Source organism: Pseudomonas sp. B21-031 (assembly GCF_024748985.1).
GTDB lineage: Bacteria > Pseudomonadota > Gammaproteobacteria > Pseudomonadales > Pseudomonadaceae > Aquipseudomonas > Aquipseudomonas kermanshahensis.
In genome coordinates, this window is record NZ_CP087181.1 from 1,112,970 (window position 1) to 1,131,705 (window position 18,736).

Annotated in this window: 15 protein-coding genes; 10 read left to right on the plus strand and 5 right to left on the minus strand. The window is 63.7% G+C overall.

The genetic code is table 11. The annotated features are described in order from the left end of the window. Positions 1–35: 35 nt before the first annotated feature. From LOY53_RS05045 to gap, 4 genes are all read right to left on the minus strand, one after another. Positions 36–2,624 carry a TonB-dependent receptor gene (locus LOY53_RS05045; protein WP_258703669.1) on the minus strand — a complete coding sequence of 863 codons (2,589 nt, stop codon included), beginning with the start codon at positions 2,622–2,624 and terminating at the stop codon, positions 36–38. A 150-nt stretch (positions 2,625–2,774) separates the two neighbouring features. Next, positions 2,775–3,737 carry a FecR domain-containing protein gene (locus LOY53_RS05050; RefSeq protein ID WP_252826812.1) on the minus strand — a complete coding sequence of 321 codons (963 nt, stop codon included), beginning with the start codon at positions 3,735–3,737 and terminating at the stop codon, positions 2,775–2,777. A 91-nt stretch (positions 3,738–3,828) separates the two neighbouring features. Further along, complete coding sequence (locus LOY53_RS05055) at positions 3,829–4,341, minus strand: RNA polymerase sigma factor (protein ID WP_027595658.1); 513 nt, start codon at positions 4,339–4,341, stop codon at positions 3,829–3,831. 226 nt (positions 4,342–4,567) lie between these two features. Continuing rightward, positions 4,568–5,569 (minus strand): type I glyceraldehyde-3-phosphate dehydrogenase, encoded by a 1,002-nt coding sequence (gap, locus tag LOY53_RS05060; RefSeq protein WP_252826857.1) that lies wholly within the window; start codon positions 5,567–5,569, stop codon positions 4,568–4,570. Positions 5,570–5,833: 264 nt separating this feature from the next. Between gap and edd the strand changes: the two genes are divergently transcribed. From edd to LOY53_RS05110, 10 genes are all read left to right on the plus strand, one after another. After that, positions 5,834–7,660, plus strand: a complete 1,827-nt coding sequence (edd, locus tag LOY53_RS05065; protein ID WP_258703670.1) for a phosphogluconate dehydratase — start codon at positions 5,834–5,836, stop codon at positions 7,658–7,660. Beyond that, positions 7,657–8,616 (plus strand): glucokinase, encoded by a 960-nt coding sequence (locus LOY53_RS05070; protein ID WP_099453041.1) that lies wholly within the window; start codon positions 7,657–7,659, stop codon positions 8,614–8,616. The genes edd and LOY53_RS05070 overlap by 4 nt, the downstream gene beginning before the upstream one ends. A 176-nt stretch (positions 8,617–8,792) precedes the next feature. Next, the gene (gltR, locus tag LOY53_RS05075) at positions 8,793–9,518 is read left to right on the plus strand and encodes a two-component system response regulator GltR (RefSeq protein WP_258703671.1); all 726 of its coding nucleotides are present in this window, start codon (positions 8,793–8,795) and stop codon (positions 9,516–9,518) included. Then, complete coding sequence (locus LOY53_RS05080) at positions 9,499–10,953, plus strand: ATP-binding protein (protein ID WP_027595663.1); 1,455 nt, start codon at positions 9,499–9,501, stop codon at positions 10,951–10,953. Before gltR ends, LOY53_RS05080 begins: the two co-directional genes overlap by 20 nt. Before the next feature lie 145 nt (positions 10,954–11,098). Further along, a complete protein-coding gene (locus LOY53_RS05085; protein WP_258703672.1) occupies positions 11,099–12,385 on the plus strand; it encodes an ABC transporter substrate-binding protein in 1,287 nt (428 codons plus the stop codon). A gap of 171 nt (positions 12,386–12,556) precedes the next feature. Continuing rightward, a complete protein-coding gene (locus LOY53_RS05090; RefSeq protein ID WP_027595665.1) occupies positions 12,557–13,465 on the plus strand; it encodes a carbohydrate ABC transporter permease in 909 nt (302 codons plus the stop codon). Continuing rightward, complete coding sequence (locus tag LOY53_RS05095) at positions 13,458–14,303, plus strand: carbohydrate ABC transporter permease (RefSeq protein ID WP_099428424.1); 846 nt, start codon at positions 13,458–13,460, stop codon at positions 14,301–14,303. The genes LOY53_RS05090 and LOY53_RS05095 overlap by 8 nt, the downstream gene beginning before the upstream one ends. 3 nt (positions 14,304–14,306) lie before the next feature. Then, a complete protein-coding gene (locus LOY53_RS05100) occupies positions 14,307–15,461 on the plus strand; it encodes an ABC transporter ATP-binding protein (protein ID WP_252826863.1) in 1,155 nt (384 codons plus the stop codon). 41 nt (positions 15,462–15,502) lie between these two features. Continuing rightward, positions 15,503–16,846 carry a carbohydrate porin gene (locus tag LOY53_RS05105; RefSeq protein ID WP_258703673.1) on the plus strand — a complete coding sequence of 448 codons (1,344 nt, stop codon included), beginning with the start codon at positions 15,503–15,505 and terminating at the stop codon, positions 16,844–16,846. A 117-nt stretch (positions 16,847–16,963) separates the two neighbouring features. After that, positions 16,964–17,818 (plus strand): D-hexose-6-phosphate mutarotase, encoded by an 855-nt coding sequence (locus LOY53_RS05110; RefSeq protein ID WP_027595669.1) that lies wholly within the window; start codon positions 16,964–16,966, stop codon positions 17,816–17,818. On the opposite strand, the gene hexR is transcribed toward LOY53_RS05110, so the two are convergent. Then, positions 17,811–18,674, minus strand: a complete 864-nt coding sequence (gene hexR / locus LOY53_RS05115; RefSeq protein WP_172960401.1) for a DNA-binding transcriptional regulator HexR — start codon at positions 18,672–18,674, stop codon at positions 17,811–17,813. The two genes, LOY53_RS05110 and hexR, sit on opposite strands and share 8 nt — an antisense overlap. Positions 18,675–18,736: the final 62 nt, after the last annotated feature.

Sequence of the window (18,736 nt, forward strand, 5' to 3'; positions counted from 1 at the left end):
TCAAGCACTGCAACACTCGAGGCCTACCCAAGCGATCAGATATCCCACACCACATTGATGCCAAAGTTACGCCCCGGCATGGTCAGGCGGTCCATGTTGGCCGGCTGGGTCACAGCCGCTTCACCCTGGCCGTCGTAGCTGCGTACCGAATCCCATTGCCAGTACTTCTTGTCGGCAAGGTTGTACAGGCCGGCGTTGATGGTGACGTCGTCGGTCACCTTGTAGAAGCCGGTCAGGTCCAGCACACCATAGCCGGGGGTGCGGAACTTGCTGCTCGAACCGTCGGGTGCGTAGAAGTGGGTGTCGTCCACGCGGGTCTTGCGCTTGACCAGCGTCCAGCTCAACAGGCCGCCGTAGTTCTGCTGCTCGTAACCCAGGCCGAACACGCCCTTCAGCGGGTTGACGGTGTTCAATGGCTGACCGGTGTCATCGTTGCGGCCGTAGGTGTAGGCAATCGAGCCCTGGGTGTACAGGCCTTGCGGCGCACCGAAGTGTTCCAGGTTCAGGCGACCCTTGACCTCGGCGCCCTTGATGGTGGCGTGCTTGATGTTGTTGGCCTGGAAGGTTTGCTCCAGGTTGGCGCTTTGCACGGCGTCTTCGTCGATGAAGTCGCGGTACTTGTTGTAGTACACCGCCACATCGAAGTTGCCGGCGTCGAAGTTGCCGCGCAGGCCGGTTTCGTAGCTTTTGCTCTTCTCAGGCTCAAGCCCCGGGTTGCCCTCTACGCGGTAGCCTTGCTCCAGGTTCTGGAAGCGGCCGTACATGGACTTGGCGGTCGGGGTGCGGAAGCCTTCGGCGTACTGGCCGTACCAGGTGTAGTTGTCGTTGAAGGCGTAGGTCAGGCCGAATTTGGGCGAGACGCGGTGCCACTTCTTGTCCGAGTCGTCCTGGGAGGTAGGCGCCGTGCCGGTAGACTCCAGGCCACGCAGGAAGGCGTCGGTGAACGTGGGCTCCATGTGCGTGTAGTCGTAGCGGGCGCCGGGCAGGAAGGTCCAGTTGTTCCAGCGGATTTCGTCCTGGACGAACAGGCTGTAGGTGTTCACGGTCGGGTCCGGGAAGTCGCTGACCAGGGCCTGGCCGTCTGCCGGGCGGTCTGCACCGGCGGCGCTGCAACCTGAGCCAACCGCCAGGCAGGTGCCGGTGCCACTGCGCGAACCGGTGACTTTCTCGTGCTTGAGGGTGGTGCCATAGGTCAGCAAATGGTCGGTAGCACCGATGCTGAAGGCCTTGTCCAGCTGGGCATCGAACACCCACTGGCGGTCTTTGTAGGTGGTGTCGCGGGTGCGCAGAACCTGACGGCCAGGTGGTGCGTAGACTTCCTCGGTGCGCTGGTCGGTTTTGGCGATTTGGTAGTTCAGGCTCCACTTCATGTGATCGGCAACCCGCGAGTCCAGGCCAAATTCATGGTTGATGCCGAAGCGCTCGCGGGTGATGGTGTCGTTGCCGTTACGCGCCTTGTAGAACCCCATCGCGGTGGTGCCACCGATGAACGGCCCACCCACCGCACTGAGAATATTCTGGTCGCGGTCATCCTTGTAACGCTCGTAGGTGAACCCCAGGCGTGCGTCGTCGGCGTAGTTCCAGCCCAGCTTGGCCAACACGTTGGTGGTGCGTGCGTCCTGCGGGTTGGCTTCGGTGCGGGCCAGGCCGTCACCGCTGTGGCCACCGTACGATTCGGTCTCGTGGCCGTTGCGCTGGCTCAGGTGCAGCAAGCCATCGACGTCGCCCTGGCGGCCGGCAACCGTGGCGGAGGTCAGCCAGCTTTCGTCGGCCGAGCTGTAACCGGTCTTCAAGCGGGCGCCGACATCTTTGCCGGGTTTGATGATGTCGTCTGGGTCGAGGGTGAAGTAGCTCACCGCACCGCCGATGGCGTTGCTGCCGTACAGCACCGACGCCGGGCCGCGCAGGATCTCCACGCGCTTGACGATTTCGGGGTCGACATAGTTACGCTGGGTTTGGGCGTAAGGCCCGTAGAAGAAGCTGTCGGGGATCGACACGCCGTCGATCTGGGTGAGGATCCGCTCACCGTCGATGCCGCGGATGTTGTAACCGTTCAGGCCGCTGCGTTGGCCGGTGCCCGCCACCGAAACCCCCGGCTCGTAACGCACCAGGTCCTGGATGTTGTTGACGTTCTGCCGGTCCAGTTGCTCGCGGGTCTGCACGCTGACGGTGCTCGGCACCTGGCTGACGTCCTGGGCGCTGCGGGTGGCGCTGACGGTCACCTGCTGCAGGGCGATGACATTGCCTGTGGTCTGGCGTTCGAGCACCACATTGCCGTTACTGATCTTGCGATAGCCAAGGCCGGTGCCCTTGAGCAGGCGCTTGAGCGCAGCGTCCGGTGGCAGCGCACCTTGCACCCCTGGCGAGGCCACGTTATCGGCCAGCTCGGCACTGAAACCGACTTGCCAGCCGGTCACCTGGCTGAAGGCATTGATGGCCGAGACCAGCGGCTGCTGGCCGATGCTGAAGCGATAGTCGCCCATGCGCGGGCTGCTGGCCTGGGCAGGTTCGGCGGCCAGGGCCGGCAGGCTGCAGGCGCCGCAGGCGAGCAGGGCCAGGCTCAGCAGGGACAATTGCCCTGTACGGCGGGAAAGAGTGGACGGGCGAGTTGGACCTGTGGACATCGAAAGCGCTCCCAGACGCGCGAACTGTTATAGGTGATGACCGTTCTTGTTTTCAAACAAGAATCAGTTGCATTGGCTATAACGAGACGGGCGGGGTAGCGCGATCGCGTAAAAATAATTTATCGCGCAGGCAAGGGATGCAGCGGTCACTCAGTTGAGGATGACCACCGCAGGGTATTCATGCAGCCGGGCAGAGGTGATGTGGGCCAAGGCACGCAGGGTTTCCAACGGTTGGTCGAGGCGATAGTTGCCGGTCACCGCGACGTCCTCGAGGTCGGCGTTACGGTTGATGATCCAGCCCGGGTAGTAGCGCCTGACCTCGGCCAGCACCTGGCTCAACGGGCAATTCTCGAACACCAGGCGGCCATCAACCCAGGCCAGGTCCTTTTGCATGTCTGCGCGCTGGCGCTGGCCAAAGCCCTGGGGGCCGACGCTGATGCTGTCGCCGGCACTGAGGCGGATGCGCTGGTCGCTGGCCGCCTGCAGGTCAACGTCACCGCGCTGGACCCGCACCTGGGCTTCGCCGTCCAGGTAACGCACGGCAAAGTCGGTATCACGCACCTGAGCGCGCAAAGGGCCGGCCTGCACTTCAAGCGGCGCTTGCCCGCCCTCCGGGACCTGGAAGTAGGCCTCGCCCTGGAGCAGACGGGCCACCTGACGCCCTTCGCGCAGGTCGCTGGCAAACGCCGAATTGGTGTTGAGCAGTACTTTTGCGCCGTCGTCCAGCTGCAGGCGCTGGCGCTCACCGACCACGGTCAGGTGGTCGGCCTGCAGGCGCATGGGCAGGTTGCCGAGGGTGAACAGGCCAACCAGCAGCACTGCCGCGGTGGCCAAGGGCTTCCAGTGGCTGCGCAGGCGCCCGCGCAAGGACCGACGCTGGCCCTGATGCAGTTGCACGGCAGCCTGGTGCAGCGGCACGCCATTCCACAGCGCTTCTGCTTCAACGTAGGCTTCGGCGTTTTCCGGTGCGGCGCTGAGCCACGCTTCGAAGGCTTGGGTGTCCTGTGCATCGGCGCATTGCAGGCGTACCAGCCAGTCCAGCGCCTCGTCCCTGGCACGGGCACGGGCATTGGGCCCGGCAGGTGTCGGGCGAGGGGCGGGGTGGTTGGTCACGGTGAATCCTTGAAAGGGTTATTCACGAATGATCAAGGCTAAGGCGGGGTGTGGCAAGCGCTTTGCGTTGCCTGGCGGGCCGGTGGTCGCTTCACTTGAGGCGGTCGGCGACGCCCATGCAGATCGCCATGATCAGTTTCAGCTCCTTCTGAACCGTGCTGGCCGAGACGTTCAATTGCTCGGCGATTTCCAGGTAGGTGGCGCCATGCAGGCGGCTGAGGATGAAGATGCGCTGTTGGCGCTCGCTGAGTTGGTTGAGGCTGACGCTGAGGTGCTCGAGCAACTGCTCGGCGTGGGCGGCGTCTTCGCTGCTGCTGGCAGGGGCGGCAATGCTGTGCAGCACCTCGTCGGGCACGTCATCGACCAGCATGCGTGCTTGCACCCGGCGTGCGCGCAGGTGGTCGAGGGCCAGGTTGCGCGCAGTCTGGAACACGAAGGGTTCGATATGCTCGATGGGCCGCTCACTCAAGGCACGGGACACCCGCAGGTAGGTTTCCTGCAGCAGGTCCTCGGCCGTGCTGGGGTTGCCCACCATGCGTTGCAGGGTGCGCAGCAGGGTGAGGCGCTGGACGAGGAAGACGGAGTTGAACCGGGACTGACTCACGGGGGGACCTGGCCGACGAAAGGTTAATGATAATGCTTATCATCTGTACCAAAGGTCAAGTCTGGAAGTGTTTAGAAATGGTAAAGATTGTGATTACACCTAGCGCATCGCGTTGTAGGAGCAGCCTTGTGCTGCGAAGAGGCCGGTAGACGCCCCGAAAATGCTGGGCTGTACCGGCCTCTTCGCAGCACAAGGCTGCTTCTACAGAGAAACGTATGCCGCTGGGTTACCGGACGCTGCACAACGCCAGGCAGTTATCCAGCATCCGGTTGGAGAAGCCCCATTCATTGTCATACCAGGCCAGCACCTTGAGCATCCGCCCATTGGCCCGGGTATGGTTGGCATCGAAGATCGACGATAACGGGTTGTGGTTGAAATCACAGGAAACCAAAGGCAATGCGTTGTAGCCCAATACTCTGGAATGTCGGCTGGCTTCCAGGAACAGTTGGTTGACCTCGTCGGCACTGGCCTCGCGCTTGAGGTTGACGGTGAGGTCCACCAGCGACACGTTGATCACCGGTACCCGTACCGCCATGCCGGTCAGCTTGCCGGCCAGCTCCGGCAGCACCAGGCCCACGGCTTCGGCGGCGCCGGTCTTGCTCGGGATCATCGACTGGGTGGCCGAGCGCGCACGGTAGGGGTCGCTGTGGTAGACGTCGGTCAGTACCTGGTCGTTGGTGTAGGCATGGATGGTGGTCATCAGGCCCTGCTCGATGCCGAACTCGCGGTGCAGCACCTGGGCGATGGGCGCCAGGCAGTTGGTGGTGCAGGAGGCATTGGAAATGATCTGGTGCGAAGCGCGCAGCACGTCGTGGTTGACCCCGTACACCACGGTGGCATCCGCGCCCTTGGCTGGGGCCGAGACGATCACTTTGCCAGCCCCGGCGGCGAGGTGTGCGGCGGCCTTGGCGCGTTCGGTGAACAGCCCGGTGCATTCGAACACCACGTCGATCGCTTCGGCCTTCCAGGGCAGTTCGGCCGGGTTGCGGATGGCACTGACTGCGATGCGGTCACCATTGACCGTCAGGCTTTCATGATCGGCTTCGACGCTGGCGTCGAAGGTGCCGTGCACGCTGTCGTACTTGAGCAGATGGGCGTTCATGGCGCTGTCGCCCAGGTCGTTGATGGCGACGACCTGCAGGTCCTGACGGTAGCCTTGGGTATACAGTGCGCGGAGGACATTACGCCCAATGCGGCCGAATCCATTGATGGCGATGCGAAGGGTCATGGCATTACCTCTGGCGGTTCGAGTGAGGCCTGTGGCACAAAGGGGGCTTCACTGAAACGGTTTTGTTGTTGGAATTACAAGATTATTCACTATCAGATAGAAAACAAGCCTTTTTAGTGGCAGTATTTTGTTTAAACATACAACGAGTGGTCGGGCAGGCCACCCCAGCGAGACCTCCAGGCCCTTTCCTAGAGCCTAGGTCGCAATCGTTTGGAGGGGAAATGCCTGGTAAGCCGCCCCTACAGTTAGCCTGGAGTCCAGTACATGCACCCGCGCATCCTTGAGGTCACACAACGGCTGGTCGAACGCAGCCGTGCCACCCGTGAACGCTACCTGCAGCTGATTCGCGGCGCGGCCAGTGACGGACCCATGCGTGCCAGCCTGCAGTGCGCCAACTTCGCCCACGGCGTCGCCGGTTGCGGCGCGCAGGACAAGCAGAGCCTGCGCCTGATGAACGCGGCCAACGTCGCCATCGTCTCCGCCTACAACGACATGCTCTCGGCCCACCAGCCGTACCAGCACTTCCCCGAACAGATCAAACAGGCCCTGCGCGAAGTCGGCTCGGTTGGCCAGTTCGCCGGCGGGGTACCGGCCATGTGCGATGGCGTGACCCAGGGCGAGCCGGGCATGGAGCTGGCCATTGCCAGCCGTGAAGTGATCGCCATGTCCACCGCTGTTGCCCTGTCGCACAACATGTTCGACGCCGCGCTGATGCTCGGCATCTGCGACAAGATCGTCCCCGGCCTGATGATGGGTGCGCTGCGCTTCGGGCACTTGCCGACCATTTTCGTGCCAGGTGGCCCGATGCTGTCGGGCATCTCCAACAAGCAGAAGGCCGATGTGCGCCAGCGCTACGCTGAAGGCAAGGCCAGCCGCGAAGAACTGCTGGAATCGGAGATGAACTCGTACCACAGCCCAGGCACCTGCACCTTCTACGGCACCGCCAACACCAACCAGTTGGTGATGGAAGTGATGGGGCTGCACCTGCCGGGCGCCTCGTTCGTCAACCCTTACACGCCGTTGCGTGATGCGCTCACCGCCGAGGCGGCGCAGCAGGTCACGCGCATGACCAAGGCCAGTGGCAGCTTCATGCCGCTGGGCGAGATCGTCGACGAGAAGGCACTGGTCAACTCGATCGTCGCCTTGCACGCCACCGGCGGCTCCACTAACCACACCTTGCACATGCCGGCGATCGCCCAGGCGGCAGGCATCCAGTTGACCTGGCAAGACATGGCCGACCTGTCCGAAGTGGTGCCGACGCTGTCTCACGTCTACCCCAACGGCAAGGCCGACATCAACCACTTCCAGGCCGCCGGCGGTATGGCTTTCCTGATTCGCGAGCTGCTCGATGCCGGCTTGCTGCACGAAGACGTCAACACCGTGGCAGGCCATGGCTTGCGCCGTTATACCCAAGAGCCGTTCCTCGACAACGGCAAACTGGTCTGGCGAGAAGGGCCGACGCAGAGCCTGGACGAAAGCATCCTGCGCCCAGCGTCGCGGCCGTTCTCGGCCGAAGGCGGCCTGCGGGTGATGGAAGGCAACCTGGGGCGTGGGGTGATGAAAGTCTCCGCCGTTGCCCCCGAACACCAGGTGGTCGAGGCCCCGGCGCGGATCTTCCACGACCAGCAGTCGCTGGCCGATGCCTTCAAGGCCGGTGAACTGGAGCGCGACTTCGTCGCCGTGGTGCGTTTCCAGGGGCCGCGTTGCAACGGCATGCCCGAGCTGCACAAGCTGACGCCGTTTTTGGGCGTGCTGCAGGACCGCGGCTACAAGGTGGCGCTGGTGACCGACGGGCGCATGTCGGGCGCGTCGGGCAAGATCCCGGCCGCCATCCACGTGTGCCCCGAAGCCTACGATGGCGGCCCGCTGGCACGCGTGCGCGAGGGTGATATCGTGCGGGTCGATGGCGTCGCCGGCACGCTGCAGGTGAAGGTATCGGCCGAAGAGCTGGCCAGCCGTGACCTGCCACCCGCCCCCCAAGGCAATGACCTGGGCTGTGGGCGCGAGCTGTTCGGCTTCATGCGCATGGCGTTCAGCCCGGCCGAGCAGGGCGCCAGCGCCTTTACCTCGGCTTTGGAGAACCTCAAATGAAGGACTTGCTGGTTGGCGACATCGGTGGCACCAATGCCCGTTTTGCGTTGTGGCGTGACAACCAGCTGTACCAGGTGAAGGTATTCGCCACCGCGGACTACACAAGCCCCGAGCAGGCCATCGAGGCCTACCTGAAGGATCAGGGCATTGCCCGGGGTGGCCTGTCGGCGGTGTGCCTGGCAGTAGCCGGGCCGGTCGATGGCGATGAGTTTCGCTTCACCAACAACCATTGGCGCCTGAGCCGCCGTGCGTTCTGCAACACGCTGCAGGTCGAGCGGCTGATGCTGATCAACGACTTTTCGGCCATGGCGCTGGGCATGACCCGCCTGCAAGCGGGCGAGTTTCACGAGGTGTGCCCTGGCCATGCCGACCCGCTGCGGCCTGCGCTGGTAATCGGGCCCGGCACCGGGCTGGGTGTTGGCAGCCTGCTGCGCCTTGGCGAGCAGCACTGGCAGGCGCTACCCGGCGAAGGTGGGCATGTCGACCTGCCGGTGGGCAATGCCCGCGAGGCCGCGATCCACCAACAGATTCACAGCCAGATTGGCCATGTCAGTGCCGAGACCGTGCTCAGTGGCGCAGGCCTGGTGCGCTTGTATCAAGCCCTGTGCGCGCTGGATGGCGACACACCGCGCCACAAGACCCCGGCGCAGATTACCGATGCCGCCCTGGGCGGTGAGCCGCGGGCGTTGGCGGTGGTCGAGCAGTTCTGCCGCTTCCTGGGCCGCGTGGCGGGTAACAATGTGCTGACCTTGGGCGCGCGCGGTGGGGTTTATATTGTCGGCGGGGTGATCCCTCGGTTTGCCGAGCTGTTCCTGCGCAGTGGGTTTGCCACGAGCTTTGCCGACAAGGGCTGCATGAGTGGGTATTTTGCCGGGGTGCCGGTGTGGTTGGTGACGGCGGAATTTTCGGGGCTGCTGGGGGCCGGGGTGGCTTTGCAGCAGGCGCTGGATCACTGATGTGGCCGCTTGCGGCCCTTCGCAGCACAAGGCTGCTCCTACAGGATGGCGCTGGATCATTCATGGCGTGGTTCCTGTAGGAGCAGCCTTGTGCTGCGAAGGGCTGCAAAGCAGCCCCAATGGCACTACCCGACAGCAGGCAAAAAGACCTGCACACAACAAGAGGACGGACCATCTTGAGCACTGCCGGAAAATCGATCCTGATGGTCGACGACGACCAGGAAATCCGCGAACTGCTGCAAACCTACCTGAGCCGCTCCGGCTTCCAGGTACACGCCGAGGCCGACGGGCGCGGCTTTCGTCAGGCCCTGGAAAGCACGCCCTGCGACCTGGTCATTCTCGATGTGATGCTGCCCGATGAAGATGGCTTCAGCCTGTGCCGCTGGGTGCGTCAACACCCGCGTCAAGCGCGGGTGCCGATCATCATGCTCACCGCCAGCTCTGACGAAGCCGACCGGGTCATCGGCCTGGAACTGGGCGCCGACGACTACCTCGGCAAACCGTTCAGCCCGCGTGAACTGCAGGCGCGGATCAAGGCCTTGCTGCGCCGAGCCGAGTTCGGCCAGGCGGCGCCGAGCAGCGCCGTGCTGGCCTTCGATGACTGGCGCCTGGACACGGTCAGCCACCGCCTGTTTCACCGCGATGGCGAAGAGGTGATCCTGTCGGGTGCCGATTTCGCCCTGCTGAAACTGTTTCTCGATCACCCCCAGCAAATCCTCGACCGCGACACCATCGGCAATGCCACCCGGGGGCGTGAACCGATGCCGTTGGACCGTATCGTCGACATGGCGGTCAGCCGCCTGCGCCAGCGTCTGCGCGACACCGAAAAACCACCACGGCTGATCCGCACCGTGCGCGGCAGTGGCTACCTGCTGGCTGCCCATGTCTGCTGCGCTTCCTGAGCGGCGCTGGCGCCTGCTGCCTCGCTCGCTGCTGGGGCGCATGCTGCTGCTCACCTTGCTGGTGGTGCTGCTGGCCCAAGGCTTGTCCAGCGTCATCTGGGTCGCTCAATTGCGTGCCAGCCAGTTACAAGGCCTGCGCGCCAGTGCCAGCAGCCTGGCCCATTCGATGAGTGCCAGCGTCAGCTACTTCCGCTCGCTGCCCGTGGCCTACCGGCCGATGGTGCTCGACCAACTGCGCAGCATGGGTGGCACGCGCTTTTTCGTGTCGCTCAACGACAAGCCGCTGGACATGCCGGTGCTGCCCGTCACCCCACGCAAGCAGGCGGTGATCGAGGTGTTCCAGCAGGTGCTGCACGAACGCTTGGGGCCGCAGATGGAAGTCAGCGTGGCGTTCGTCGCCCCCGATGACCTGCGCATTTTCAACAGCGGCCTGAAACTCGATGAGCTGCCACGTTCCTGGGCGCATTATTCGCTGACCCTAGAGCCGCTCAACCCCCCCGTACTGGTGACGCAGATCCGCCTGGGCGAGGGTGAGTGGCTGTACATCGCCTCGCTGCTGCCCGAGCCCTACACCGGCCTTGAGGCCGAGCGCCTGCCCCGCCAGCAGATCGGTTTCATCGTGCTCACCACCGCCTTGCTGTTGCTGTTCATCGGCCTGTTGGTGCACTGGCAAAGCTGGCCACTCAAGCGCCTGGCGCGCGCTGCGCGGGAGTTGTCGCTGGGCGCCGATGTGGCCCCCGTGGCCGAGGGCGGGGGCAGCGAGGTGGTTGAAGTCGGCCGGGCCTTCAACAGCATGCGCGAGCGTATCAGCCGCTACCTGACCGAACGCAGCCAGCTGTTCAGCGCTATTTCCCATGACCTGCGCACGCCCATCACGCGCTTGCGCCTGCGCGTCGAACTGCTGGAAGACGAGCGCCTGCAGGCCAAGTTCAGCCAGGACCTGGATGAGCTGGAGCTGTTGGTCAAAGGCGCGTTGCAGTGTGTGAAAGACACCGATATCCACGAGAACATCGAGCCGGTCGACCTTAACCAGGTGCTGGACATCCTGGCTGAGCCTTACCTTGGCGATGGCCGCATCACGGTGGAGGGCCAAGCGCTGGCGCCCTACCCGGGCAAGCCGCTGGCGTTGCGCCGCTGCATCGGCAACCTGATCGACAACGCCATCAAGTACGGCGAGCGCGCGCGGTTGCGGGTCATCGACAGCGCCGAGGGCTTTGTCCTGCAGGTCGATGACCACGGGCCGGGGGTGCCGCAGCAGCAGATGGAGCAGGTGTTCGAGCCGCACTTCAGGCTGGCCGGGCAGCAGCAGGGGTACGGGTTGGGCTTGGGGATTGCGCGCAACATCGCCCATAGCCATGGCGGTGAAGTGAGCTTGCTCAACCTGCGCGAGGGTGGTTTGCGGGTCACGTTATATCTGCCGCGAGGGCTGGAATGAGCGTGCGTGCGGGTATCCCCGCGAATGTCACCAAACGATGACATTCGCGCATCGCTTCGTTACCTGGCGCGTCGGCCACGCCGCTTAGACTGCATGCAACGCAAGCGACCGACTTGCACGGCATAACAACAAGAAAGGTGCTTCGATGAATTCCACGCTCCGTCTCGCTGCCGCGATTTCCCTCGCTTCTCTGTTCCCGCTCAGCGCCCTCGCTGCCGATGCCAAAGGCAATGTCGAGGTCGTGCACTGGTGGACCTCCGGTGGTGAAAAGGCCGCTGTCGATGTGCTCAAGGCGCAAGTCGAGAAAGACGGTTTTACCTGGAAGGACGGCGCAGTTGCCGGCGGTGGCGGTGCCACGGCCATGACCGTGCTGAAAAGCCGCGCGGTGGCCGGCAACCCGCCAGGCGTCGCGCAGATCAAAGGCCCCGATATCCAGGACTGGGCCGCGACCGGCCTGCTCGACAGCGACGTGCTGAAGGACGTGGCCAAGAACGAAAAATGGGACAGCCTGCTCGACCAAAAAGTCGCTAACGTCGTCAAGTACGAGGGCGACTACGTCGCGGTGCCGGTCAACATCCACCGCACCAACTGGCTGTGGATCAACCCCGAGGTCTTCAAAAAGGCCGGCATCGAAAAAGCGCCCGCGACCCTCGACGAATTCTACGCCGCCGCCGACAAGCTCAATGCGGCCGGCTTCATCCCGCTCGCCCACGGTGGCCAGCCGTGGCAGGACAGCACTGTCTTCGAAAGCGTGGCGCTGTCGGTGATGGGCGTGGAAGGCTACAAGAAGGCCATGGTCGACCTGGACAACGCCACACTGACCGGCCCGGACATGATCAAGGCGTTGACCGAGCTGAAGAAGATCGCCACCTACATGGACCCTGACGGCAAAGGCCAGGACTGGAACCTGGAGGCGAACAAGGTCATCAACGGCAAGGCCGGCATGCAGATCATGGGTGACTGGGCCAAGAGCGAGTGGACCTTGGCCAACAAGGTCGCGGGCAAGGACTATCAGTGCGTGCCGTTCCCCGGCACGAGCAATGGCTTCCTGTACAACATCGACTCGCTGGTGGTGTTCAAGCAAAAGGACCTCGGCACGGCGGCCGGCCAGCAGGACATCGCCAGGAAGGTGCTGGGTACGGACTTCCAGAAGGTGTTCAGCACCAACAAAGGCTCGATCCCGGTGCGTAACGACATGCTCGCCGACATGAGCGCGTACGGCTTCGACGCCTGCGCCCAGACCTCGGCCAAGGACTTCCTGGCCGACGCCAAGACCGGCGGCCTGCAGCCGAGCATGGCGCACAACATGGCCACCACGCTGGCCGTGCAGGGCGCCTTCTTCGATGTGGTGACCAACTACATCAACGACCCCAAGGCCGATCCGGCCGACGCGGCGAAGAAGCTGGCAGCGGCGATCAAGGCCGCCCAGTAATTCATCTGTAGGAGCAGCCCCGCGCTGCGAAGAGGCCTCGTCTGTAGGAGCAGCCTTGTGCTGCGAAGAGGCCGGTACCAGCGCTGAAGATTGCTGTGACTTCACTGGCCTCTTCGCAGCACAAGGCTGCTCCTACAGGGGTACGCGTCGTTATCCAAATGGGGATCAACCATGACCACAACCACCGCCCAACTGCGGGCCTCACCCCTGGACGCTCTCCAGCGCTGGCTACCCAAGCTGGTACTGGCACCGAGCATGTTCATCGTCCTGGTCGGCTTCTACGGCTACATCCTGTGGACCTTCGTGCTGTCGTTCACCACCTCGACGTTCTTGCCCACCTACAAGTGGGCGGGCCTGGCGCAGTATGCGCGGCTGTTCGATAACGACCGCTGGTGGGTGGCGAGCAAGAACCTGCTGCTGTTCGGCGGCCTGTTCATCGCCATCAGCCTGGCCATCGGCGTGTTGCTGGCGGTGCTGCTGGACCAGCGCATCCGCCGCGAAGGCTTCATCCGCACGATTTATTTGTACCCCATGGCCCTGTCGATGATCGTCACCGGCACCGCTTGGAAGTGGCTACTCAACCCTGGCATGGGCCTGGACAAACTGCTGCGCGACTGGGGCTGGGAAGGTTTTCGCCTGGACTGGCTGATCGACCCTGACCGGGTGGTGTACTGCCTGGTGATTGCCGCGGTATGGCAGGCCTCGGGCTTCATCATGGCGATGTTCCTGGCCGGCCTGCGTGGCGTCGATCAGTCGATCATCCGCGCCGCCCAGATGGACGGCGCCAGCCTGCCGCGCATCTACTGGACCGTGGTGCTGCCAAGCCTGCGCCCGGTGTTTTTCAGCGCGCTGATGATCCTCTCGCACATCGCCATCAAGAGCTTCGACCTGGTGGCGGCGATGACCGCCGGTGGCCCGGGGTACTCTTCCGACCTGCCGGCGATGTTCATGTATTCATTCACCTTCAGCCGCGGCCAGATGGGCATGGGCTCGGCCAGCGCCATCCTAATGCTCGGGGCGATCCTGGCGATCCTCGTGCCTTACCTGTACTCGGAGCTGCGGAGCAAACGCCATGCATAGCCCTGCCGACAAACCGGCGCTGAGCCTCGGCCGCCTGGCCATCCACGCGGTACTGCTGCTTGCCGTCGTGCTGTACCTGGTACCGCTGGTGGTAATGCTGCTGACCAGCTTCAAAACCCCGGAAGACATCAGCACCGGCAACCTGCTGAGCTGGCCGACGGTGGTCAGCGGCATTGGCTGGGTCAAGGCCTGGGGCACCGTCAGCGGTTACTTCTGGAACTCGATCTTGATCACCGTACCGGCGGTGCTGATCTCCACGGCCATTGGCGCGCTGAATGGCTATGTGTTGTCGATGTGGCGCTTTCGCGGTTCGCAGCTGTTCTTCGGTTTGCTGTTGTTCGGCTGCTTCCTGCCGTTCCAGACCGTGCTGCTGCCAGCCTCGTTCACCCTCGGCAAGCTCGGCCTGGCCAGCACCACCGGTGGCCTGGTGCTGGTGCACGTGGTCTACGGCCTGGCCTTCACCACGCTGTTCTTCCGCAACTTCTACGTGAGCATCCCCGATGCGCTGGTCAAGGCCGCGCGCCTGGACGGTGCCGGGTTCTTCACCATTTTCCGCCGCATCATCCTGCCGATGTCGACACCGATCATCATGGTCTGCCTGATCTGGCAGTTCACCCAAATCTGGAACGACTTCCTGTTCGGCGTGGTGTTCTCCAGCGGCGACTCGCAACCGATCACCGTGGCCCTCAACAACCTGGTCAACACCAGCACCGGGGCTAAGGAATACAACGTCGACATGGCGGCGGCGATGATCGCCGGCCTGCCAACCCTGCTGGTCTATGTGGTGGCAGGCAAGTATTTCGTCCGCGGCCTCACCGCCGGCGCCGTCAAGGGGTAAGTCATGGCAACGCTTGAACTTCGCAATGTGAACAAGACCTACGGCAGCGGCCTGCCGGACACCCTCAAGGACATCCAGTTGTCGATCAAGGACGGCGAGTTCCTGATCCTGGTCGGCCCTTCGGGCTGTGGCAAGTCGACCTTGATGAACTGCATCGCCGGCCTCGAGCACATCAGCGGCGGCGCGATCCTCATCGATGACCAGGACGTCAGCGGCATGAGCCCCAAGGACCGGGACATCGCCATGGTGTTCCAGTCCTACGCGCTGTACCCAACCATGAGCGTGCGCGAGAACATCGAGTTTGGCCTGAAGATTCGCAAGATGCCCCAGGCCGCCATCGACGAAGAGGTGGCGCGGGTGGCCAAGCTGCTGCAGATCGAGCACCTGCTGGCGCGCAAGCCGGCGCAGTTGTCCGGTGGCCAGCAGCAGCGTGTGGCCATGGGTCGGGCGCTGGCGCGGCGGCCGAAGATCTACCTGTTTGACGAACCGCTTTCCAACCTCGACGCCAAGCTGCGGGTCGAGATGCGCACCGAAATGAAACTGATGCACCAGCGCCTGAAAACCACCACGGTGTACGTCACCCACGACCAGATCGAAGCCATGACCCTGGGCGACAAAGTGGCGGTGATGAAGGACGGCATCATTCAGCAGTTCGGCACCCCGCAGCAGGTCTACAACGACCCGGCCAACCAGTTCGTCGCCAGCTTCATCGGCTCGCCGCCGATGAACTTCATCCCAGCTCGCCTGGCCCGGCAAGAGGGGCGCCTGCTGGCCCTGCTCGACAGCGGCCAGGCGCGCTGTGAGCTGCCCTTGGGCCTGGCCAGTGATGACTTGGACGGGCGCGAGATCATCCTCGGCATCCGCCCCGAGCAGATCGCGCTGGGCGCGGGGGAGGGCAACGGCGTGCCCGGCATTCGCGCCGAAGTGCAGGTGACCGAGCCCACCGGGCCTGACCTGCTGGTGTTCGTCACCCTCAACCAGACCAAGGTCTGCTGCCGCCTGGCCCCGGATGTGGCGTGCCGGGTTGGCGACAGCCTCAACCTGCAATTCGACCCGGCGCGGGTGCTGCTGTTCGACGCCGCCAGCGGTGAGCGCCTGGACGTGAACACCGCCAACGCTTCAGTGAAGGACAACGTGACTCACTTCAAGAGCCGTTGAATCGTCTACACCATCAATAAGAAAAAAGAGGACGCAAAGGGATGGAACAGCGCAATCGCATCAAGACCTTGGGCTCGTTGGCCTTGCTTGCCGTGGTGGGCAGCAGTGGGGCGCAGGCCGCCGAGGCTTTCTCCAGCGAGTCAAAATGGATGACCGGCGACTGGGGCGGCACCCGCACCGAACTGCTGGAAAAAGGCTACGACTTCACCCTCGACTACGTCGGTGAAGTGGCCGGTAACCTCAATGGCGGCTACAACGACGACAAGACGGCGCGCTACAGCGACCAGTTTGCCCTTGGCGCGCACTTGGACTTGCAGAAGATTCTTGGTTGGCACGATGCCGAATTCAAATTGGCGATCACCGAGCGCAGCGGCCGCAACCTGTCCAACGACCGCATCAGCGACCCGCGTGCCGGGCAGTTCAGCTCGGTGCAGGAAGTGTGGGGGCGCGGCCAGACCTGGCGGCTGACGCAGATGTGGGTCAAGCAGAAGTACTTCGACGGGGCGCTGGACGTCAAGTTCGGCCGCTTCGGCGAAGGCGAGGACTTCAACAGCTTCCCCTGCGACTTCCAGAACCTGGCGTTCTGCGGCTCACAGGTGGGCAACTGGGTGGGTGGCATCTGGTACAACTGGCCGGTCAGCCAGTGGGCGCTGCGGGTCAAGTACAACATCACGCCGGAATTCTTCGTCCAGGTCGGCGCCTTCGAGCAAAACCCCTCGAACCTTGAAACCGGTAACGGCTTCAAACTCAGCGGCAGCGGCACCAAGGGTGCAATTCTGCCGGTGGAGGCGGTGTGGTCGCCCAAGGTCAATGGCCTGCCGGGTGAATACCGCCTGGGTTACTACTACAGCACGGCCAAGGCCGACGACGTGTACGACGACGTCAATGGCAACCCCCAGGCCCTGACCGGCGCCGCTTTCAAGTCGCATTCGAGCAAGCACGGTTGGTGGGTGGTGGCGCAGCAGCAGGTCACGGCCCACGGCGGTGACGTCAACCGTGGCCTCAGCCTGTTCGCCAACTTTACCGTGCACGACAAGGCCACCAACGTGGTCGACAACTACCAGCAGGTCGGCCTGGTGTACAAGGGCGCCTTCGATGCTCGGCCCAAGGATGACATCGGCTTTGGCGTCGCGCGGATCCACGTCAACGACGACGTGAAGAGGCGTGCCGAGCTGCTCAATGGCCAGAGCGGCATCAACGACTACGACAACCCAGGCTTCGTGCCGCTGCAGCGCACCGAGTACAACGCCGAGCTCTATTACGGCTTCCACGTCACCAACTGGCTGACCGTGCGCCCGAACCTTCAGTACATCAAGAGCCCCGGTGGGGTGGATGAGGTGGATAACGCGCTGGTCGCGGGCTTGAAGATTCAGTCGTCATTCTGAGGGCATTTGTTGTAAATTTACGCCAATCCATTTTCGGCTCCCGGCATCCACTGGCTTGCAGTGGTTGTCGGGGATAGGCCGAGACAGCGCTATCTCAAACAACAAGAGCTCTGAACCATGCCCGAACATCCGCTACATCGCTTCTTTTCCTCGCAACGGCCCCGGCCGACGTTCGAGTGGGAGCGTTACCAGCAGCGCGATGTGCTGATCATCGACCACCCCCGTTGCCAGGCGGTATTCAGCCGGCAAGGGGCGCAGTTGCTGCACTTTCAACCGGCCGGCGAACGGCCCTGGCTGTGGTGCGCCGAACAGTGGCCACAAGTGGGGGCCATTCGTGGCGGTGTGCCGGTGTGCTGGCCCTGGTATGGCCGCCACCCCAGCGAAGACTTGTGGCCGGCCCATGGCTGGGCGCGCCTGCTCGACTGGAAGCTGGTGGACAGCCGCGAGGATGAAGAGGGCGTGACGTTGAAGTGGCGCCTGGACCTGTGCGACTGGCAAGTCGACCTGCATGCGCGGCTTGGCAGCCGTATGGAGCTGAGCCTGAGCACCGAGCACCAGGACAGCGAACCGTGCCAGCTGAGCCATGCGCTGCTGGCTTACTGGCGTATCAGTGACGTGTCTGAGATAGCGCTGTCTGGGCTTGAGGATATCGAAGGTTACGACCGCCTGAACCGCCAGGCCTGCCGCGAAGATGGCGCGCTGAAGCTCAAGGGCGGCTGCCAGAAAGTGTACCCGGGCACCCCGCGGGTGCAGCTACAGGACCCGGCCTGGCAGCGGGAACTGTGCATCGATACCGGTGACAGCGACGATACCGTGGTCTGGCACCCCGGCAATCGCCCGCTGATGGGCGTGAGCGGTCGCGAGTGCCTGGGCTTTGTCTGTGTCGAAGCCGCCAGCGGCAGTGGCGAGGGCCTGAGCCTGGCCCCGGGGCAGCGTGCCCACTTGCGTTTGCAGGCGCACCGGCTCAGTTGAGCTCGTCGTCCTCGATCGGGTAGCGGCTGGCGTTGAGGCTTTCCTTGATCTTGCGCAGGTGCGGCTGGAAGTCCACGCCGCGGCGCAGGGTCATGCCGGTGGCCAGCACGTCGAGCACGGTCAGCTGAATGATCCGCGAAGTCATCGGCATGTAGATGTCGGTGTCTTCTGGCAACGGAATGTGCAGGCTCAGGCTGCAGGCCTGGGCCAGTGGCGAGCCGGCAGCGGTCAGGCCCAGTACCGAGGCGCCGTTTTCGCGGGCCACGCGTGCCACCTCGACCAGCTCGCGGGTGCGGCCGGTGTAGGAGATGATCACGAACAGGTCGCCGGTGTGGGCCACCGAGGCCAGCATGCGTTGCATCAACACGTCGGCGTGGGCCGACACCGCCAGGTTGAAGCGGAAGAACTTGTGCTGGGCATCCAGCGCCACGGGGGCCGAGGCACCCAGGCCGAAGAAGTGGATCTGCCGGGCCTGGATCATCATGTCCACGGCGCGGCTGACCTGCTGCGGGTCGAGTTGCTGGCAGGCACTGTCGAGCGAGGCGATGGCGCTGCCGAAAATTTTCTGGGTGTAGGCTGCAGGGTCATCGTCGGCCTCGACCGCGCGGCTGACATAGGCAGCGCCACTGGCCAGGCTCTGCGCCAGTTGCAGCTTGAGCTCGGGGTAGCCGCTGACGCCGAACGAACGGCAGAAGCGGTTGACGGTCGGTTCGCTGACCTTGGCCGCCTGGGCCAGCGCAGCAATGCTGAACCGGGTGGCTTGTTGTGGGTTGAGCAGGATGACTTCGGCGACTTTGCGTTCGGCCTTGTTCAGCTCGTCGAGGCGTCCCTGGATCTGTTCCAGGAGGTTTCGCACGCGGTCCATGGGTGTGTCCTTGGGTCGGGAAGACAGCCGGCTGACGGAGCAGCAGGCCTTTT

What these genes read in the sequence shown, in the direction of transcription:
- LOY53_RS05045 (WP_258703669.1), bottom strand. Translation starts at nt 2,624, where the DNA reads ATGTCCACAGGTCCAACTCGCCCGTCCACTCTTTCCCGCCGTACAGGG.
- gap (WP_252826857.1), bottom strand. Translation starts at nt 5,569, where the DNA reads ATGACCCTTCGCATCGCCATCAATGGATTCGGCCGCATTGGGCGTAAT.
- edd (WP_258703670.1), top strand. Translation starts at nt 5,834, where the DNA reads ATGCACCCGCGCATCCTTGAGGTCACACAACGGCTGGTCGAACGCAGC.
- LOY53_RS05070 (WP_099453041.1), top strand. Translation starts at nt 7,657, where the DNA reads ATGAAGGACTTGCTGGTTGGCGACATCGGTGGCACCAATGCCCGTTTT.
- LOY53_RS05080 (WP_027595663.1), top strand. Translation starts at nt 9,499, where the DNA reads ATGTCTGCTGCGCTTCCTGAGCGGCGCTGGCGCCTGCTGCCTCGCTCG.
- LOY53_RS05085 (WP_258703672.1), top strand. Translation starts at nt 11,099, where the DNA reads ATGAATTCCACGCTCCGTCTCGCTGCCGCGATTTCCCTCGCTTCTCTG.
- LOY53_RS05090 (WP_027595665.1), top strand. Translation starts at nt 12,557, where the DNA reads ATGACCACAACCACCGCCCAACTGCGGGCCTCACCCCTGGACGCTCTC.
- LOY53_RS05095 (WP_099428424.1), top strand. Translation starts at nt 13,458, where the DNA reads ATGCATAGCCCTGCCGACAAACCGGCGCTGAGCCTCGGCCGCCTGGCC.
- LOY53_RS05100 (WP_252826863.1), top strand. Translation starts at nt 14,307, where the DNA reads ATGGCAACGCTTGAACTTCGCAATGTGAACAAGACCTACGGCAGCGGC.
- LOY53_RS05105 (WP_258703673.1), top strand. Translation starts at nt 15,503, where the DNA reads ATGGAACAGCGCAATCGCATCAAGACCTTGGGCTCGTTGGCCTTGCTT.
- LOY53_RS05110 (WP_027595669.1), top strand. Translation starts at nt 16,964, where the DNA reads ATGCCCGAACATCCGCTACATCGCTTCTTTTCCTCGCAACGGCCCCGG.